The organism is Arthrobacter alpinus (genome assembly GCF_001294625.1).
Lineage (GTDB): Bacteria > Actinomycetota > Actinomycetes > Actinomycetales > Micrococcaceae > Specibacter > Specibacter alpinus_A.
Window position 1 is genome coordinate 2330711 of the sequence record NZ_CP012677.1, and the last position, 18181, is coordinate 2348891.

At 63.0% G+C, this 18181-nt stretch carries 20 protein-coding genes and 1 riboswitch; of the genes, 17 read left to right on the forward strand and 3 right to left on the reverse strand.

The window, feature by feature from the left end:
- Positions 1-218: 218 nt before the first annotated feature.
- The 9 genes from AOC05_RS10485 to AOC05_RS10515 all read left to right on the forward strand — a co-directional run bounded on the left by AOC05_RS10485 (position 219) and on the right by AOC05_RS10515 (position 7946).
- The gene (locus tag AOC05_RS10485; protein WP_062007171.1) at positions 219-4022 is read left to right on the forward strand and encodes a multifunctional oxoglutarate decarboxylase/oxoglutarate dehydrogenase thiamine pyrophosphate-binding subunit/dihydrolipoyllysine-residue succinyltransferase subunit; all 3804 of its coding nucleotides are present in this window, start codon (positions 219-221) and stop codon (positions 4020-4022) included.
- Positions 4023-4096: 74 nt separating this feature from the next.
- Complete coding sequence (locus AOC05_RS10490; RefSeq protein ID WP_186760221.1) at positions 4097-4696, forward strand: GDSL-type esterase/lipase family protein; 600 nt, start codon at positions 4097-4099, stop codon at positions 4694-4696.
- Between the two features lie 342 nt (positions 4697-5038).
- On the forward strand, positions 5039-5602 hold the full coding sequence (locus tag AOC05_RS10495) for a cutinase family protein (RefSeq protein ID WP_062007173.1): 564 nt from the start codon (positions 5039-5041) through the stop codon (positions 5600-5602).
- Entirely contained in the window at positions 5535-6275 is a 741-nt protein-coding gene (locus AOC05_RS10500) for a hypothetical protein (RefSeq protein ID WP_157374961.1), read from the forward strand. The genes AOC05_RS10495 and AOC05_RS10500 overlap by 68 nt, the downstream gene beginning before the upstream one ends.
- Entirely contained in the window at positions 6190-6576 is a 387-nt protein-coding gene (locus tag AOC05_RS20800; protein WP_420480395.1) for a hypothetical protein, read from the forward strand. Before AOC05_RS10500 ends, AOC05_RS20800 begins: the two co-directional genes overlap by 86 nt.
- A 4-nt stretch (positions 6577-6580) precedes the next feature.
- On the forward strand, positions 6581-6691 hold the full coding sequence (locus AOC05_RS19790; protein ID WP_186760195.1) for an LPXTG cell wall anchor domain-containing protein: 111 nt from the start codon (positions 6581-6583) through the stop codon (positions 6689-6691).
- Between the two features lie 89 nt (positions 6692-6780).
- A complete protein-coding gene (locus AOC05_RS20805; RefSeq protein ID WP_154606549.1) occupies positions 6781-6855 on the forward strand; it encodes a 50S ribosomal protein bL37 in 75 nt (24 codons plus the stop codon).
- 102 nt (positions 6856-6957) lie between these two features.
- Positions 6958-7425: a hypothetical protein gene (locus tag AOC05_RS10510; protein ID WP_082357926.1), complete on the forward strand. Its 468-nt coding sequence runs from the start codon at positions 6958-6960 to the stop codon at positions 7423-7425.
- Positions 7426-7430: 5 nt separating this feature from the next.
- The gene (locus AOC05_RS10515; RefSeq protein WP_197277816.1) at positions 7431-7946 is read left to right on the forward strand and encodes a group III truncated hemoglobin; all 516 of its coding nucleotides are present in this window, start codon (positions 7431-7433) and stop codon (positions 7944-7946) included.
- A gap of 16 nt (positions 7947-7962) precedes the next feature.
- Here the strand turns inward: AOC05_RS10515 and rsrA are convergent, their stop codons facing one another.
- A complete protein-coding gene (gene rsrA, locus AOC05_RS10520) occupies positions 7963-8223 on the reverse strand; it encodes a mycothiol system anti-sigma-R factor (protein WP_062007176.1) in 261 nt (86 codons plus the stop codon).
- A gap of 2 nt (positions 8224-8225) precedes the next feature.
- On the reverse strand, positions 8226-8939 hold the full coding sequence (locus AOC05_RS10525) for a sigma-70 family RNA polymerase sigma factor (RefSeq protein WP_230085306.1): 714 nt from the start codon (positions 8937-8939) through the stop codon (positions 8226-8228).
- Positions 8940-9157: 218 nt separating this feature from the next.
- On the opposite strand from AOC05_RS10525, the gene AOC05_RS10530 reads away from it, so the two are divergent.
- From AOC05_RS10530 to AOC05_RS10565, 8 genes are all read left to right on the forward strand, one after another.
- Positions 9158-9673 carry a DoxX family protein gene (locus tag AOC05_RS10530; RefSeq protein ID WP_062007177.1) on the forward strand — a complete coding sequence of 172 codons (516 nt, stop codon included), beginning with the start codon at positions 9158-9160 and terminating at the stop codon, positions 9671-9673.
- Positions 9674-9680: 7 nt separating this feature from the next.
- Positions 9681-10985 carry a 3-phosphoshikimate 1-carboxyvinyltransferase gene (gene aroA / locus AOC05_RS10535; RefSeq protein ID WP_062007178.1) on the forward strand — a complete coding sequence of 435 codons (1305 nt, stop codon included), beginning with the start codon at positions 9681-9683 and terminating at the stop codon, positions 10983-10985.
- A 4-nt stretch (positions 10986-10989) separates the two neighbouring features.
- Entirely contained in the window at positions 10990-12120 is a 1131-nt protein-coding gene (locus AOC05_RS10540; RefSeq protein WP_062007179.1) for a ribosome small subunit-dependent GTPase A, read from the forward strand.
- 134 nt (positions 12121-12254) lie between these two features.
- Positions 12255-13067, forward strand: a complete 813-nt coding sequence (gene hisN, locus AOC05_RS10545) for a histidinol-phosphatase (RefSeq protein WP_062007180.1) — start codon at positions 12255-12257, stop codon at positions 13065-13067.
- A gap of 144 nt (positions 13068-13211) precedes the next feature.
- Positions 13212-13325: riboswitch (SAM riboswitch) on the forward strand.
- A gap of 64 nt (positions 13326-13389) precedes the next feature.
- Positions 13390-14784 carry an aminotransferase class V-fold PLP-dependent enzyme gene (locus AOC05_RS10550; RefSeq protein ID WP_062007181.1) on the forward strand — a complete coding sequence of 465 codons (1395 nt, stop codon included), beginning with the start codon at positions 13390-13392 and terminating at the stop codon, positions 14782-14784.
- A gap of 75 nt (positions 14785-14859) precedes the next feature.
- Positions 14860-15621, forward strand: a complete 762-nt coding sequence (locus AOC05_RS10555) for a class I SAM-dependent methyltransferase (protein ID WP_062007182.1) — start codon at positions 14860-14862, stop codon at positions 15619-15621.
- A gap of 86 nt (positions 15622-15707) precedes the next feature.
- Positions 15708-16970, forward strand: coding sequence for an Nramp family divalent metal transporter (locus AOC05_RS10560; RefSeq protein ID WP_062007183.1), 1263 nt, complete (start codon positions 15708-15710; stop codon positions 16968-16970).
- A gap of 17 nt (positions 16971-16987) precedes the next feature.
- Positions 16988-17803, forward strand: a complete 816-nt coding sequence (locus tag AOC05_RS10565) for a metal-dependent transcriptional regulator (RefSeq protein ID WP_062007184.1) — start codon at positions 16988-16990, stop codon at positions 17801-17803.
- Here AOC05_RS10565 and AOC05_RS10570 read toward each other — a convergent pair.
- Positions 17800-18180, reverse strand: coding sequence for a YrdB family protein (locus AOC05_RS10570; RefSeq protein ID WP_062007185.1), 381 nt, complete (start codon positions 18178-18180; stop codon positions 17800-17802). The two genes, AOC05_RS10565 and AOC05_RS10570, sit on opposite strands and share 4 nt — an antisense overlap.
- Position 18181: the final 1 nt, after the last annotated feature.

Consider the following 18181-nt stretch of genomic DNA (forward strand, 5'->3'; position numbering starts at 1 on the left):
AAGGTTGCCATTTGAACAATCTAGATCGGACGCGCCACAAGCCAGATTGGCATGCTAACCAAAATGCTCACTAGACTTACAGGCGGTAGGGGTTTGTTGGACCCAGACCATCGATCAAAAAAGCTTGCATTGCGTAAATGCGTCCGTCACCGGGGCATGCGCGGGGTGCAAAACATGCACAGCGGGCAACAAAAACTCATGGAAGAGGCGTAACACACGTGCCAGAGCAATCCATCCACCGTCTACCCGAAGAATTTGGCGGCAACGAGTGGCTCGTCGATGAACTGTACGAGCGCTACCAAAGCGACAAAAACTCTGTGGACACAAAGTGGTGGTCACTGTTTGAGTCCTTTGACGCCGACGATGCAGCCGGCAATGGACGCCACACCGCAGCAACTTCAACGCCCATCACGGCACAGATTCCGGCAGTCCCCCCGGCCGTTTCCTCCCCGGTCCGGCCTGAGGCCCCTGTTGCCAGTTCGACGGCGGCCCCGGCCCCTAGTGCACCGGCGGCTCCCGTTGTGGCGCCGAAGTCACCGGCGGCTCCGCGACCACCAGCACCCGCCAAGGATGCTGCCCGCACCGGCGCCACGCCCATCCCCGCCCAGCTGCCCAAAACAGCCAAGGACACCTCTGTCCCGGACGAAGCCGTCACCTCTATTTTGCGCGGACCGGCCAAGGCCATTGCCGCGAACATGATCAGCAGTCTGGAAGTGCCCACGGCCACCAGCGTGCGCGCCATTCCGGCCAAACTGCTCATCGACAACCGTGTTGTCATCAACTCCAACCTGGCCCGCGCCCGCGGCGGCAAGGTCTCCTTCACCCACTTGATCGGCTACGCCGTCATCAAGGCACTTGGCCAATTCCCCTCCATGAACGTCTACTACGACGTCATCGACGGCAAGGCCGTCGCAGTCCAGCCGCCGCATGTGAACTTTGGCATCGCCATTGACATGCCCAAGCCCGATGGAACGCGCCTGCTCATAGTGCCGAACATCAAAAAGGCGGAGACGCTGAACTTTGCCGAGTTCTGGCACACCTATGAGGACCTGATCAAGCGCGCCCGCGCCGGCAAGCTCACTGCAGATGACCATTCGGGCACCACGGTGTCACTGACCAACCCCGGCGGCATCGGCACCGTTCACTCCGTGCCGCGCCTGTCCAAGGGCCAGGCTGCCATCATCGGCGTCGGCGCATTGGACTACCCCGCCGAATTCCAAGGTGCCAGCGAGAAAATCGTCGCCCAGAGCGCCATCTCCAAGATCCTGACGCTGACCTCCACCTACGACCACCGCGTCATCCAGGGAGCCGGTTCGGGCGAGTTCCTCAAGAAGGTCCATGCGCTCCTGCTCGGTGCTGAGAACTTCTACGACGAAATCTTTGAGTCCTTGCGTATCCCCTACGAGCCCGTTCGTTGGCGCGTGGACCAGCAAGTAGACCCCGCAGATGAGATCAACAAGGTTGCCCGCATCCAGCAGTTAATCCACTCCTACCGTGTGCGCGGCCATTTGATGGCCGACACAGACCCGTTGGAATACGTTCAGCGCACGCACCCGGACCTGGACATCTTCACCTACGGCCTGACCCTGTGGGACCTGGACCGCGAATGGCCCACAGGCGGTTTCGGCGGCAAGCCCATGCTGAAATTCCGCGACATCCTTGGCGTGCTGCGTGACGCCTACTGCCGCACTACAGGTGTCGAGTACATGCACATCCAGGAGCCCTCCCAGCGCGAATGGTTCCAGAACGAGTTGGAGCATCCGTACTCCAAGCCCAGCCGTGAGGAGCAACTGCGTATTGTCTCCAAGCTGAATGCTGCCGAGGCGTTTGAGACGTTCCTGCAGACCAAGTTTGTTGGCCAGAAGCGGTTCTCTCTGGAGGGCGGGGAATCCTTGATTCCGCTGCTTGACTCCATCATTTCCGACGCCGCCGACGACGGCCTAGACGAGGTGGCCATCGGCATGGCCCACCGTGGTCGCCTGAACGTGCTCACCAACATCGCCGGCAAGACCTACGCCCAAGTCTTCCGTGAATTTGAGGGTACCCAGGATTCCCGCAGCGTGCAGGGCTCCGGAGATGTGAAGTACCACCTCGGCACCGAGGGCACGTTCACCTCCGACGCCGGCAACGAGACCAAGGTTTACCTGGCGGCCAACCCCTCACACTTGGAAGCCGTTGACGCTGTCCTCGAGGGCATTGTTCGCGCCAAGCAGGACCGCCTTGATCAGGGGGAGAACTTCCCCGTGCTGCCCATCATGATCCACGGCGATGCTGCGTTTGCTGGCCAGGGCGTGGTGGCTGAAACGCTGAACCTCTCCCAGCTGCGTGGATACCGCACCGGCGGAACCATCCACGTTGTGGTGAATAACCAGGTTGGCTTTACGACGGCGCCCTCCTCCTCCCGTTCCTCGGTGTACTCCACCGATGTGGCCAAGATGATCCAGGCGCCCGTGTTCCATGTGAACGGCGACGATCCCGAAGCCGTGGTCCGTGTAGCCCAGCTGGCATACCAGTTCCAGCAGCGCTTCCGCAAGGACGTTGTCATCGACATGGTCTGCTACCGCCGCCGCGGGCACAACGAGGGTGACGACCCCTCAATGACCCAGCCGCTGATGTACAACCTCATCGAAGCCAAGCGCTCGGTACGCCGCCTCTACACGGAGGCCCTGATCGGCCGCGGCGACATCACCGAGGACGAGGCGTCGCAATTGCTGCGCGACTACCAGGAACGCCTAGAACGCGTCTTTGCCGAAACGCATGCAGCCCAGACCTCACCAATTCCGATCGTGACCAAGGATGCCCAGGCCGTCTTCGATCTGGAGCGCCCCATAGCCCAACAGACCGATACCGGTGTGAACGATCCCCAGACCACCGCCATCTCTGCTGCCACACTGGCCCGAATTGGCACCGTGCATACCGAAGTTCCTGAAGGCTTCACGGTTCACCAAAAGCTGAAGTCATTGCTTGAAAAGCGTGAGACCATGTCCCGCGAAGGCAGCATCGACTGGGGCTTCGGGGAGCTTGCAGCCTTTGGCTCCTTGCTGTTGGAGGGCGTCCCGATCCGCATGGCCGGCCAGGACTCGCGCCGCGGTACTTTTGTGCAGCGCCACGCAGTGTTCCACGACCGTGCCAACGGCAACGTCTGGACACCCATCACGGGTCTGGGCGAAGACCAGGCGAAGCTGTGGATCTACGATTCACTGCTCAGCGAATACGCAGCCATGGGCTTTGAATACGGATATTCGGTGGAACGCCCCGACGCCTTGGTTATTTGGGAAGCCCAGTTCGGCGACTTCGTCAACGGTGCACAAACCATCATCGATGAGTTCATTTCCTCCGCCGAGCAAAAGTGGGGTCAGCGCTCATCACTGGTGCTGATGCTGCCGCACGGCTACGAAGGCCAGGGCCCCGACCACTCCTCGGCCCGCATCGAGCGCTTCCTGCAGATGTGTGCAGAGGAGAACATGATAGTCGCCAATCCGACCACCCCGGCGTCGCACTTCCACTTGCTCCGCCGCCAGGCTTACAGCCGCCCCCGTAAGCCGCTGATCATCTTCACCCCCAAGCAGTTGCTGCGCCTGAAGGCTGCCGGTTCTTCCGTGGAGGATTTCACCACCGGCGGTTTCCGCCCCGTGATCGGCGACCATGTCACGTTGGATAACAACACCGTGGACCGCGTCATACTGGTTTCCGGACGCCTCTACTACGATCTGCTCGCAGAACGAGAGAAAAGTGCGGACACCAAGGTCGCGATCGTCCGCGTGGAGCAGCTCTACCCGCTGCCGCTGGCGGAGATCAAGGCTGAGCTGGCCAAGTACCCGAACGCCGAGGTTGTTTGGGCTCAGGACGAGCCCGCCAACCAGGGCCCGTGGCCGTTCATGGGCCTGAATCTGGCTCCCGAGCTGGATACGAAGCTTGGACGGGTTTCCCGTCGGGCGTCAGCTGCCACGGCCACAGGATCTGCAAAGATCCATGCTGTGGAGCAGGCATTGCTCGTCAAGCAAGCGTTCGAGCGCAACTAAGAAGTTGGTCGATGCCCGGTCTGCAACACAGGCCGGGCATCTTTCATTGAATGTATGTGATGAGAAGGGGAACCGTGGAAAAGCGGGAGCTGCGAATTGTGGCCGTTGGAGACGAGCTGGTTGCCGGAGTGGGCGATCCCCGCGCACTTGGCTGGCTTGGCAGGGTACTTGCGCGGACGCCGCAGGAGAGCGTCACGGTTGAACCATATGTGCTGGCGAGCCCTAAGGAAGGCACAGAGGCGCTGGCTGGACGTTGGCTGCATGAGGCCGGCAAGCGTTTTGACGACTTCCACGAAAACCGCCTCGTCATTGGCCTCTCGGGCCGGGACATCGAATACGGTCTCTCGACCGCCCGCAGCCGGTTGAACCTGGCCAACATCCTGGATGGCGCCACCCAGCTGAACATCCCGGTGTTCGTGGTGGGCCCGCCACCGTCGCTTGACGCGGCGTTGAACCGCAAGCTGGCGGAGCTGAACACGGCATTTGCCGACGTCACCACACGCCGCAAGCACCACTATGTCGACACCTTTTCGCCGTTGCAGAACCACGAGCAATGGCGCAACGATGTGGCGGCCAACAACGGCTCCCCCGGCCAGGCCGGCTACGGCCTGATGGCGTGGCTGGTTTTGCACCGGGGCTGGTACCAGTGGCTGGATCTCCCCGACGTCCTCTAACCCGGTGTCCCGGTGCTTGAGCCTGCCGAAATCCGAAAGCCTCGCGTCTTATGACTAGATTTCCAGTGTATTTCTAGGAAAGACCCAGAGACGGGGTTAGTGTGAAAAAGCTCCCTGGCTTCCCATGGCGGCCAGGGCACTTTTTGCATACCCGCATCTTCTCCAGACAGAGAGGCAGCTTTGACGAGCCACAGACCATTTGCATCCACCCTGGCCGCCGCCACGGCATGGAGCGTTGTTGCCGGCCTTATTTTCCTCCCGGCAGCCCGGACGGCTACGGGTGTTATTGCCGCCCCCTGTGCCAACATCGAGTCTGTTTTTGCCCGGTGATCCGGCCAGGCCGTGGGGGCTGCCGGGGAAGAGGTAGCCGTCTTCGAGGCAAGCCTCAAGGCCCGTATCACCGTACCTGGCGCCGTCCACAGTTATGAGCTGGGCAGTGAAGCCATCGACGGCCACCTGTACCCGGCCGTTGCAACGGCAGATTTGACCGCCCAGCCCGCCCTTGACTACGCGGCCAGCGTTGCCGCCGGCGTGGCTGAACTCGGCGCCTACGTCAATGCCAGGTCGCAGGCCTGCCCCGACGCCGCATTTGTGATTGGCGGCTATTCGCAGGGCGCCCAGGTTGCCGAGACCACCTACAACGACGTGTTGACCGATCTTCGACGCAGCAAAGTTGTCTTTAACGCACCCTTTGGCGATCCCAACCTGCAGCTGCCTGAGGAGCCCCTATGTCCCGGCGGCGTTCACACTGAATACCGGCACCTGGTGCAACACCAGCGACTTCGTTTGCGGCTCCAGCAAGAACTTGCTCCAAACCGCCGGGCATTGACTTTACGGCGTGCCCAGCAGCACCCAGCAAAGCCCCATCGACGCCGCGACGCAGGAAGTGGCCGCCCGGATTGCTAGGGCCAAGCCTTTTCTGGCGCAGTTCCTGGACACCACCGCTCACAACCCGGCACCCACTTCCGGGCCCAATGTCCACGCGTCCGGCATTGACATTGCCCTGGTGTTGGACACCAGCTTGTCCATGGCGCCCAACGTGACCCTGGCCAGGAACTTGGCACCATTTCAGGGAGGCCAGCTCGCCGCCATGAATGGCAGCATTGCACCGGTCGGCTACACGGATAGCGCCACTAACTCCGCCACCGCGCTCTCGGACTTCTCCACCACCATCGCCGACGTTCAGGCCAAACTGGATGCCATTATTCCTTCAGGGACCGACACAGCACCTCAGGGCGTGGTGGGGGACCTTGCCACGCCACTGTCCGGTCTCACTTGGCGCCCTGACGCCACGAAGGCCGTGATCGTGCTCACTGATGCCCAGCTGAGCCCGGCCGTCCTGCCCAGCCTTCCCGCTCTGCTGGCGAAGGTGAATGCCCTCGGTGCGCTCGGTGACTACGCGAAGGTCAGGTTTTACCCTGTAGTGCCGTCCGCTGTGCCTCCTGTGGCCATTTTGGCACACCCGTCGTATTCGCCTCCCGGTCGGCGAAGCCATCACCTTCAAAGCCTCGCAGTCCTACTCACCCAACAGCACCCTTGCAAGTTTTGCCTGGAACTTCAACGGCGACGGCATCATTGATCAGACCACCCCCGGCCCCACGGCAACGCACACCTACACCGCAGCCTTCGTGGGCAAGGCCACGGTGTCCGCCGTAGATGCCAATAGCGTCCAAACAACAACCGAGGCGGCGGTTTCCATTGATACCAGCCTCCAGCCGGCCCTTCCCAGTGCGGCCACCAAGCTGGCAGCAGTGCACAGTGCCACCAGCTCCACCGGCGCATCCGTGAGCTGGGAACCGACAGACGACACCGCCGCAGGCTTTGTGGGTGCCACCATCACCACAGTGCTCAAGGCAGTTCCCCCAAGGTTCAACGGATGAGAAGTTGGCTGCCACCGGCGCCAACAACACCGCCGCATGGCTGGGCGGCGGGATTCTCCTGCTGGTACTTGGTTCAGGGGCCTTGGTGTTCTTGCGCCGCTGGAACCAGCTGTAGAAATCCGCCCCGGTTAGGTGCGCAACCTTCAGTTATGGGATACTTGGGGGCAGATCTTATTCGGATCTTTTCAATGATTGGAGGCAGCCATGTCAAAGCGTTCACGCAAGCGTCGGGACCGTAAGGGTAGCGGCGCAAACCACGGTAAGCGCCCCAACGCATAAGTCTTGACTTACGCGCAAAGGCCCGTTCCGCCATGATGGTGGGACGGGCCTTTGCGTTGTGGATAGAGTGGAAGTGAAATTCCTCCACAGAAAGCCGTAGACATGTTTGCCCTGGTACTGCTGACCATGCTGCCGTTCGTCTGGTTTGGCATGATCGTGGCCATTTCCTTCATTGAGACGCCGTTGAAGTTCCGTGCACCGGGAATGACGCACGCGCTGGGCGTGGGTATTGGCCGGCTAGTCTTCACGGCGCTGAACTATGTGGAGGCCTTACTGGCCGCAGCAATTGTGGCGGCCTGGCTCTTCGCTGGTGAGCTGGTCAGCGCGATGGCTGGCGCGTTGCTGATTCTGTCCATCGCGGCCTTGGGGCTGCAAATGCTGGTCTTGCGCCCGGCCATGGGCCAGCGGACCAAGGCCCTGGCCCAGACTGCGGTGACGCACGACGGCGCCGCTCCCGTGAAAGCCAAGATCGGCACCGCCATGCACATCGCCTACATCGCGTCCGAGGGGCTGAAAGTTCTTGCCCTGCCCATAGCCGGCATCCTCATCGTGCTGGCTGTGGCAGCCTAGCTCCCATGGGCATCTCGGCACAGGCCAGCCAGCACCTAAAATCCGGTAGAACGGCGTCGCACTTGAACGCCTACCAGCCTACGCACCAGGACAGCGCCGCGACCCGTCCTGATATTGCCACCCGGGAAGACATCCTCACGCTCGTGGAAACTTTTTACACGCGAGCGTTTGCCGACCCGCTCATCGGCCCCATCTTCACGGAGGTGGTGCACATGGACCTGGTCAGGCATATGCCCATCATGGCCGACTTTTGGCAGACAGTGCTGTTCAAGGCGGGCCTTTACAGCAGGAATGCGCTGAAGATCCACGTCGACATCCATGTCAAGGAGCCCCTGACACTGGCTCATTTCAACCGTTGGTTGCAGTTGTGGAGCACCACTGTTGATGAACTCTTTAGCGGCGAAAAGGCGGAGATGGCTAAGGTCCAGGCACACCTGATCGCCGGATCCTTGCATCGCCGGGTGACGGGCCGGGCTGCAAGCCAGCACCGCACCATTTCGATGCGGCTGCCCGAGGGCTAGAGGGCCCACCAGAAGGCTAAACTCCCGCGGGCCTACCCGCATGCAGGCGGGCCAAAATTGCCGCCTTGAGCGTCTCGGGGGCCGCTTCTTTACACGAACGCTTCACCACTGTCCGGATCACGCACTCGAGGTCGTATTCCTGGGAGCAGTCGGCGCATCCGTCCAGGTGCGTCTTGATCTCCGTAAGGTCCGCACGGGACAGCGCCCCGTCGAGGTATTCATAAATTCGGGCGATGCGTTCGTCGTCGCAATCACCCAGGCTCTGGCAGTCGCCCATCGTTATTTCTCCGTTTCCTTAAGTTCGTTCGCGGTGCCATTGGCATATCCGCGTTCCACAGCATATTCGCCCAGCATGTCCCGCAAAAGCTTCCGCCCTCGGTGCAACCGTGACATCACGGTCCCGATAGGGGTGTTCATGATCTCTGAAATTTCCTTGTACGCATAACCTTCGACGTCGGCAAAATACACTGCCAGCCGGAACTCCTCCGGGATGGCCTGCAACGCGCTCTTCACATCGGAGTCCGGCAGGTGATCCAGGGCCTCAGTCTCGGCGGACCGCAGGCCCCTGGAGGTGTGCGACTCGGCACGTGCCAGCTGCCAATCCTCAACGGAATCAGCATTGGACTGCAGTGGCTCACGCTGACGTTTGCGGTACAAGTTGATGTACGTGTTGGTCAAAATCCTGTACAGCCACGCCTTGAGATTGGTGCCGGGCTTGTATTGGTGAAAAGCCGAAAAGGCTTTAGTGTAGGCCTCTTGCACCAGGTCCTCGGCGTCGCTGGGATTGCGTGCCATGCGCATGGCTGCCGAATATAACTGGTCAACGTATTGCATGGCGTCACGTTCAAAACGGATACGGCGGGCCTCCACCGTCTCGGTGGCAACATCTACGGTATCCACATCGGTATTCACCGTTGCCGCAACCTCGCGGGAAAGGCCGCTGCGTCGTTGCGCGTCGGACTCAATGACTTGCTCAGGCTCGGAAATGTTCATTACAGAGAAGTCTACTGTCAGTGTCTGCATTGCCACCTTTCCTCATAGGTTCATACCCTCCCAAGTCGGGCTATGCGCCGCTGTTTGTACACATGCAAACCCGGCAACGCCGTCGAATATTCCGCAAACCACGTCTCAAAGTGCGAGACTTGGAACAAGGTTCAAACGTTCGCCCGTAGCACCAGAGGTTTCACAGCACTTAAACGAAAGGCCGTACCTTGTCACTAGTTCGCGCACTTGCCCGCCCCATGCTTGCCTCGTCCTTCATCCTTTCCGGTTTGGAACGGCTGCGTCATGCAGACCAGACGGCGGAGCAGCTCTCCCCCGTCCTGAGCCGCATTTCTGCCGCACTGCCGGTACAAACCAGCGAGAAGTCCCTAGCCAAGATCCTGGCTGGAGTTCAGGTGGGTGCTGGCGTGCTGGTGGCCACCGGAAAGTTCTCCCGTCCCGCCGCCGTCGTTCTGGCCATGACGGCCGGGCTGGGCACCGTTGTGGAGTATCGCAGCGCCGCCACGGACACCAAGGAGGGAAAATCACACCGCCGCAGCCAGCTAGCCAAGAACATCGGGCTGCTGGGCGGGGCCCTGCTGGCCAGCGTTGACACGGCAGGCCGCCCGGGCCTTGCCTGGCGTGCCGAACGGCTCATCGAGTCCGGCAAGAAGACCGCCACCAAGAAGATCCACACCGCAGACAAGAACGTTCGTGCGCTCGCCCACGACGTGACAGGACAGTAACCACCCCATGACATCCGCCCCTTGGCCCGCACCGTTTGCCGCAACACCCTTGGACGCCACCGTCACCATTCCGGCATCCAAATCGCTGACCAACAGGTACCTGGTTCTGGCTGCCGTGGCCGACGGCGTGTGCCGGCTGCGCGCGCCCCTGGCCTCTAGGGACTCCGATCTGATGATCCAGGCCCTGCGCGCCCTGGGCGCGGGGATCCAGGAAGTACCCGGGAGCGGACCCGTGCCGGATCTGGTGGTCACCCCCATCCCCGCTGGCCATTGCGTGGATGCGTCCGTCGACTGCGGGCTAGCCGGGACTGTCATGCGTTTTGTCCCCCCGCTGGCCGCGCTGCTGTCAGGGGAGGTGAGCTTCGACGGCGACCCCGCCGCCAGGGTGCGCCCCATGGCCCCCATTGTGGCCGCCCTGGCGGGTCTGGGTGTCAAGGTCAGTGACGGTGCCGACGGGCTGATGCCGTTCACGGTCCACGGCACCGGCACTGTTCGTGGCGGCCATGTGGCCATCGATGCCGCCGGCTCCTCACAGTTCATCTCGGCCATCTTGTTGGTGGCCGCCCGGTTCACGCAGGGCCTGCACCTGGAGCACACCGGAGAATCGGTGCCCAGTGTTGACCATATTTCCATGACGGTTCAGGTGCTGCGGTCCCTGGGTGTCACGGTGGATGACTCCACCCCTAAGCACTGGATAGTTGCCCCGGGTCCCATTGCGGCCTTTGACGTGGTCCTGGAGCAGGACCTCTCCAACGCGGGCCCGTTCCTGGCCGCCGCTCTGGCCTCGCGCGGCACCGTGCGGATCCCGAACTGGCCGCTGAATACCACCCAAGTCGGAGATAAGTGGCGTGAGATCCTGCCACAGTTCGGTGCCACCGTCAGCCTGGACGACGGCGTCTTGACGGTGACGGGAGGGCCCGAAATTCTCGGTGTCGACATTGCCGACACCAGCGAACTTGCCCCCTCCGCGGCCGCCCTCTGCGCCCTAGCCACGGGCCCGTCTCGGCTGCGGGGCATCGCCCATCTGCGCGGACACGAGACGGACCGGCTCGCGGCGCTGGTTGCCGAGATCAACGCCCTGGGCGGGAACGCCGTCGAAACTCCGGACGGGCTGATCATCAACCCCGCCCCGCTGCACGGCGGGGTGTTCCACAGCTACGAGGACCACCGCATGGCCACGGCCGGTGCCATCATCGGGCTCGCCGTGCCCGGCGTCACGGTGGAAGATATCGCCACCACCGCCAAAACCATGCCTGCCTTCCCGCAGATGTGGGCCGACATGGTGGCCCAGACCACTGTGACCGAAGCGTAGGCCGATGGCAAACGATTACAGCACCTGGGACGAATCAGATGTCAGGGTCAGGCCCAACAAAAAGGGCAGCAGGCCACGCACCAAGGACCGACCGGCACATGATGACGCCGTCATTGGACGCATCATCACGGTGGACCGTGGCCGTTACACCGGCATCGTGGACGAGGACCTGCCCACCGAGCGCCTACTCATCGCCGCGAGGGCCCGCGAACTGCGCCGCTCCCCCGTGGTGGCCGGCGACTTCGTAGCCCTGGTGGGTGACACCTCAGGCAAGCCGGACACCCTGGCACGCCTGGTGCGCGTGGAGGAACGCCGCACACTGTTGCGCCGCAGCGCCGATGACACGGACCCGATTGAGCGCGTAGTGGTGGCCAACGCTGACCAGCTGGTCATCGTGGTGGCCGCGGCCAACCCCGAGCCGCGCACGGGTTTCATCGACAGGGCCCTGGTGGCCGCCTACGATTCGGGCATCGCCCCGATTCTGCTGATCACCAAGGCAGACATCAAGGACCCTGCCGAACTGCTGGCCAACTACGAGCACCTGGAGATGACAGTCATCATCAGCCGCACTGCTTCCGCAGGCGCCGCAGACGCCGCCTCCGCCATTGACGCGCGCAGCGACGACGGTGACTCCGCCCTTTTGGCTGGCGGCGCCGTCGAACAGCTGCGGGAATTCCTTGACGGCAAGGTCAGCGTCATGGTCGGGCACTCGGGTGTGGGCAAGTCCACTATGGTCAACGCGCTCACCGGCTCCCAGCGTGCCACGGGCGGCGTGAATGCCGTGACGGGTCGCGGCCGGCACACCTCATCCTCGGCGCTGGCCCTGCGATTGAAGGACGGCGAGCCCCGCTCCTGGATCATTGACACCCCGGGCATCCGCTCCTTCGGGCTGGCCCATGTGAACCCCGACAGGATCTTGGCGGCCTTCCCCGACCTGCAACCAGGTACCGACGACTGCGAACGCGGTTGCAAGCATGACAGCGTCGCCGTCAACTGTGGCCTGGACCCGTATGTTGCCGCCGGTCATGCCGGCGACGCCGGGCCGGCACGGCTGGCGTCGCTGCGGCGCCTGCTGGGCACCAGCGACCGCACCGAAGGGCGCGCCGAGGCCAAGGAACTTGGCCAGATCGACTGACCGGCGGTCGAGACCTGGCCAACTCGCCACCGCAGGCGATCCGGCATTTTTCCGGCGACTATCCGACGCGTCGGCCTGTTCCCCGCCCGCGTGCCAGCCAGCCTAGTCCCCCAACTACCGATAACGTGGTGAGTATGACGCCCCCACAGACGTACAACGATGACCTCCGCCTGGCCCATGTCCTGGCCGACACCGTCGATTCCCTGACCATGTCCCGTTTCAAGGCCCTGGATCTGCAGGTTGAGACCAAGCCGGATCTGACGCCTGTGACCGATGCAGACAAGGCGGCCGAGGAGTCCATCCGTAGCCAGCTGTCCCGGGTCCGTCCCCGCGATGCCGTGCTCGGTGAGGAGTTTGGCAGCAGCGGCCACGGCTCGCGGCGTTGGATCATCGACCCGATCGATGGCACCAAGAATTTTGTGCGCGGCGTTCCGGTCTGGGCCACATTGATCGCCTTGGTCGACGAGGGCCGGCCGGTGGTGGGCCTTGTCAGCGCGCCGGCTTTAGGCAAGCGGTGGTGGGCTGCCGAGGGCACCGGAGCGTACATGGGCAAATCCCTGGCCGCCGCAACCCGCATCCGAGTCTCTAACGTCACCGAGCTCTCCGACGCTTCCCTTTCCTACTCCTCGCTGACCGGATGGGCCGAACGCGGCAACCGGGAGGAATTTCTGGGGCTCACCGACGACGTGTGGCGCACCCGCGCGTACGGCGACTTTTGGTCGTACTGCATGGTTGCCGAAGGCGCCGTTGACATTGCCTGCGAGCCCGAGCTGAACTTGTATGACATGGCCGCCCTGGTACCGATCATCACCGAGGCCGGCGGACGCTTCACCTCGCTCGAGGGCGTGGATGGACCCTTCGGCGGCAACGCCTTGGCCACTAATTCCATTTTGCACGCAGAGGTCTTGCGCCGCTTGAACCCGGGCTGGGATGACCTCCTCGCCTAATCCTTTCATCAAGCACAGGTGAGTTAAGTACGACGGCGGTCACCGCCGTCGTACTTTTTTTGCCTTTGCTCGGTAGTCACCACCGCCCGTTACCCGGCGTAACAAATGCGTCGGGCCCGCCGTTGGGCTACTATTTTTTGCATAGGTCACGAGTGCCAGCGCTAAACCCCGGTTTGCTGGCCGGCAACCCTCCTTTCGCGGCGGGGTGCCCCGGGTGACGACCTGGCCTGGCCGGAGCGGTCATGGCAAGCGCGGATTTTTTGGCTCTGTCTGCTTTTTTGACGGCGGGGTCAGATAAGAATCCTTCCTTTAAGGAAGCCTCATGAGTTCTGCCATCTTGGAAAACATTTCCCTCGCCAGTTCACCGTTGCTGCCCGTGGTGGGCAACGACCTCAAAGCCCCGTTGATCCACGGCGCTAGTGTCCGGTACGCCAACCTGGACTACGCCGCGTCGGCCCCGGCTGTGGAGGATGTGGCCGCGCACTTGGCGCAGATTCTGCCCTACTACGCCAGTGTGCACCGCGGCGCAGGATTCGCCTCACAGGTGAGTACCTCGGTGTATGAAAATGCACGGCACATTGTGGCTAATTTTCTCGGTGCCCGGCCCGATGACACCGTCATCTTCACCCGCAACACCACCGATTCCCTGAACCTCCTGGCTGGCTGCGTGCAGACCCTGCTGGAAAGCAACTCCAACGCCAACGGTGAGGTCCTGTACCTGGACATTGAGCACCACGCGAACCTGCTGCCGTGGCAGGCGCTGCCCCACCGTTCGGTCGTCGCAGGTGACACCATCGCCGCCACATTGTCCCGTGTGGAGACGCAGCTGCGGGCAGGAAATGTGGTGCTCCTGGCTATCACGGGCGCCTCAAATGTGACAGGCGAAGTGCTCCCTGTGGCGGAATTTTCCGCCCTGGCCCACAAGTACGGGGCCCGGATTGTGGTGGATGCGGCCCAGCTGGCACCCCACCGGCGCATCGACATCGCAGCCAGCGGCATCGACTACGTGGCGTTCTCCGGGCACAAGCTCTATGCACCCTTTGGTGCGGGGGTGCTGGTTGGCCGCTCCGATTGGCTGGACACAGGCAAACCGCATCTGGCCGGCGGCGGCGCCGTCAAGGACGTCCGGATGGAATCGGTGCTGTGGACGCAGGGCCCGGCCCGGCATGAGGCCGGCTCCCCCAACGTACTCGGCGCCGCCACCTTGGCCAGGGCCGCCCAGGTACTCGGCGCGTTGGACGCGAATCAATGGCACGACCACGAGCAGCAGCTGCGCTCCCACCTGGTATCCGGGCTTCAGGAGCTCGACGGCGTCACGGTCCACCAGCTCTTCACCGACTCGGACGCCTACGCCGAGTGCGGTTCCATCGGCGTAGTGAACTTCTCCATCGCCGGGTACGACGCCGGACTGGTCGCCGCCTACTTGTCCGCCGAGCATGGCGTGGGCGTGCGTGACGGCAAGTTCTGCGCCCACCCGGCGCTGCGCCGCCTGGGCCTGGCCTCGGGGTCGCTGCGTGCCAGCTTTGGTCTAGGCTCCCGGCTGGAGGACGCGCAGCGTCTGATCGACGGCGTGGGCGCCCTCCTGCGCAACGGGTTGGGCTGGGACTATGTAGTGGACGCCGGACGCTGGGTGCCCGCCAACGATTCGCGCACCTTTCCATCGTGGGCGCCGAACACGCCCGGAACCGCCGGCGCAGCCCCCTGCGCCACCGACTGAGGTGCTCCGGAGCTCGAGCTTGTCCGGACCCCGGTAGAGTGGACGGCGGAAACGGCACAACTATTCAGGAGTGGCATGGCGGGGACGGGCGGACCGGTCTTTGACAGCACGCGGCGCACAGAGATGGCCAACGCTTTTCAGGCGGGCGGCAAACACTATGACGATGTCCGCCCAAGCTATCCGCTGGCGTCATTGGAGTGGCTTAGCGCCGGCGCCGATATCCGCGATGCACTGGACGTCGGCGCCGGAACCGGCAAGTACACCCAACTGTTGACAGGGCGCGGGTGGGCGGTGACCGCCGTCGACCCTTCAACGGACATGCTCGAGCAACTGCGGCACAAGCTGCCACAGGTTCAGGCCCTGGTGGGACGGGCCGAGGACCTTAACCTGCCGGCGGATTCTGTTGACGTGGCCGTGGTGGCGCAGGCCTGGCACTGGTGCGATCCATTGCTGGCCAGCACGGAGCTTGCCCGCGTGCTGCGCCCTGGCGGAATTCTTGGGCTCATCTGGAACCAGCTCGATGTCAGCGTGCCGTGGGTGCACCGGCTGGCCCGGATCATGCATGCAGGGGACGTCCACAAGCCAGGCTTTCGCCCCGACGTGGGGCCCGAATTTCATGACCTTCAAAGCCATGCAACTCTCTGGATGCAGGTAGCCACGCCCGAGGACCTGCTGGAGCTAGTCAAATCCCGTAGCTACTATTTGAAAGCCAACGACACCATCCGGGCCAAGGTCCAGGGCAATCTTCGCTGGTACTTATTCGAGCATCTGGGCCATGCTCCGGGCGAAGAACTCGAGCTGCCCTATTTCACCCAGACGTGGCGGGCCAGGGTGTGAACACCCGCTCTCGCCTCGACAGGAAAGCCCCGCCACGGCTATAATTTCGGTATGCCTAAATTAACTATTTAGGATTCTGGAAGGGAATGGCATTGCTGGAGACCACGGACGTCACCTCCGCACCGGCACGACGAGGCAAGGGTGGACTGTTCTTCCTCTTGGGGCCTGCATTCGTCGCCGCCATCGCCTACGTGGACCCTGGCAACGTGGCCGCAAACCTCACTTCCGGCGCCACCTACGGGTATCTTCTGGTGTGGGTGCTGGTTGCCGCGAATTTCATGGCCATGCTGATCCAGTACCAGTCGGCAAAACTGGGCCTTGTCACCGGAAAATCCCTTCCGGAGCTTCTTGGCGAACGACTCTCCACCTCCGGACGGCGACTATTCTGGGTTCAAGCCGAGCTCGTCGCGATGGCCACCGATCTGGCCGAGGTGGTGGGTGGCGCCATCGCGCTGAACCTGCTGTTCGGCGTGCCGCTGCCGCTGGGCGGGCTGATCGTGGGCATTGCCTCCATGGCCCTGTTGACGGTGCAAAACCGCCGTGGCCAACGCCATTTTGAATCCATCATCATCTTCTTGCTCGTCATCATCACCGTGGGTTTCCTGGCGGGGTTGGTCCTGAGCCCGCCAGACCCGGCCGGAGTGTTGGCTGGCATGGTGCCGCGGTTCCAGGGCGCCGACAGCATCTTGCTGGCCGCCGGCATGCTTGGCGCCACCGTCATGCCGCACGCCATTTATTTGCATTCACAGTTAGCCAAGGACCGGCACACGGATGCCCGCGGCACCCCGGAACGTCTAGCCCACATCCTCAAGGCCACCCGTTGGGACGTTATCATTGCGCTTCTGCTGGCCGGTGCCGTGAACATTGGCATGCTGTTGCTGGCCGCCTCCACTTTGGAGGGAGTGGCCGGCACGGAGACCATCGAGGGCGCCCACGCCGCGATTGTGGAGAGCCTGGGCCCGGTGATCGGCGTCGTGTTCGCTGTGGGGCTGCTCGCCTCCGGACTGGCGTCCACCTCAGTAGGGGCGTATGCCGGTGCCACCATCATGAACGGCCTCCTGAAAGTCCGCATCCCGCTGCTGACCAGGCGCGTCATCAGCCTGATTCCGGCCATCGGCCTGCTGTGGCTGGGAGTGAACCCCACATGGGCCTTGATCATCAGCCAAATCGTCTTGAGCTTCGGCATCCCGTTTGCCCTGGTCCCGCTGCTGCGCCTGACCTCCAGTAAAGAGCTCATGGGCATTCACCGCGACCGGCTGCCCTTGCGCTTGGCCTCCCTGGTGAGCGTGGTGTTAATTGTGGCCCTCAATGGTGTGCTGCTGTGGCTAACGTTCACCGGCAAGGCGTAACCGGTAGGCTAGAACACGTGAAAGCGCCCCTTACCTCCTCCAGCATCGAAGACTACGTCAAGGTCATCTACGCGTTCACCGAGTGGCAGGACAAGCCGATCACGTCCACGCAGCTTGCCGTGCGGCTCGGCGTGGCGAATTCCTCGGTGTCGGAAATGGTCCGCAAGCTCAAGGATCAGGGCCTGGTGGACCACAAACCCTACAGTCCCATCCACCTCACGGAGCCTGGCCTGAAGCTTGCCCTAGCCATGGTCCGCCGCCACCGCTTGCTGGAGACCTACCTGGTCCGTGAGCTTGGCTATTCCTGGGACGAGGTCCACGATGAGGCCGAGCAGTTGGAGCACGCCGTCTCCGAGACATTCATTGAGCGCATGTCCGCCAAGCTGGGCCACCCCACCCGGGATCCGCACGGCGACCCCATCCCCGACCCGCATGGGGGCATCAGCATGCCACCATCGCACCGTCTCGACGAGCTGGATCCCGGGCACCGGGGTTGCGTCAGCCGCATCAGCGACCACGATCCGGAGCTGCTGCGCTACCTGGGCCAGCACGGCATCGGCCTAGACACCGAGCTGGAAATTGTTGGCAGGCGCCCCTTTGGCGGCACCTTGGAGGTCCGCAGGATCACCTCCCCCGGCGTGCCGGACACAGGCCCACAGGGCACTGCTGTGGCTGACACGGACGACGCCGGCCACCTGAACTTGGGCGACGAGGCTGCGGCGTCGCTCTGGGTCACGACACAGGGATACCACCCAGGCTGCACCGTGCAAGAACTCACGGGCGGATCGCTCATGACACCCCACTCCGACGCGCTGGACCACCCGGGGTCCTAGTTGCGGGCGAGTGCTCTTTCGGCAACGAAATACCCGCCGGTGGCCACCAACATGACCACTCCGGGCACCAAGGTGCCAGCGGCCAGCAGCGTCACCCCGGCCACAAGGAAGACTCCCAGTGCGGCCCATCTGACGGTGTTCTCTGGAAGCCGTCGTTCGCTGTGCGGGGCCATGAAGATACCCCAGAGCACCACTACCGCTACCGGGATGCCGATGCCCAGCACCAGGTTCCACGGACTGCTTTGCCGCAAGCCCCAGAACAGGAATGCGGCGATCATCGCCACTTCCAAGGCGAAGCCCACACCAGCCACCAGCATTGTTGCTAGGTCCGTATTGAGCCAGCTGGTTTTCACCGCAGTAGCCTTCCGCCGGCCCATG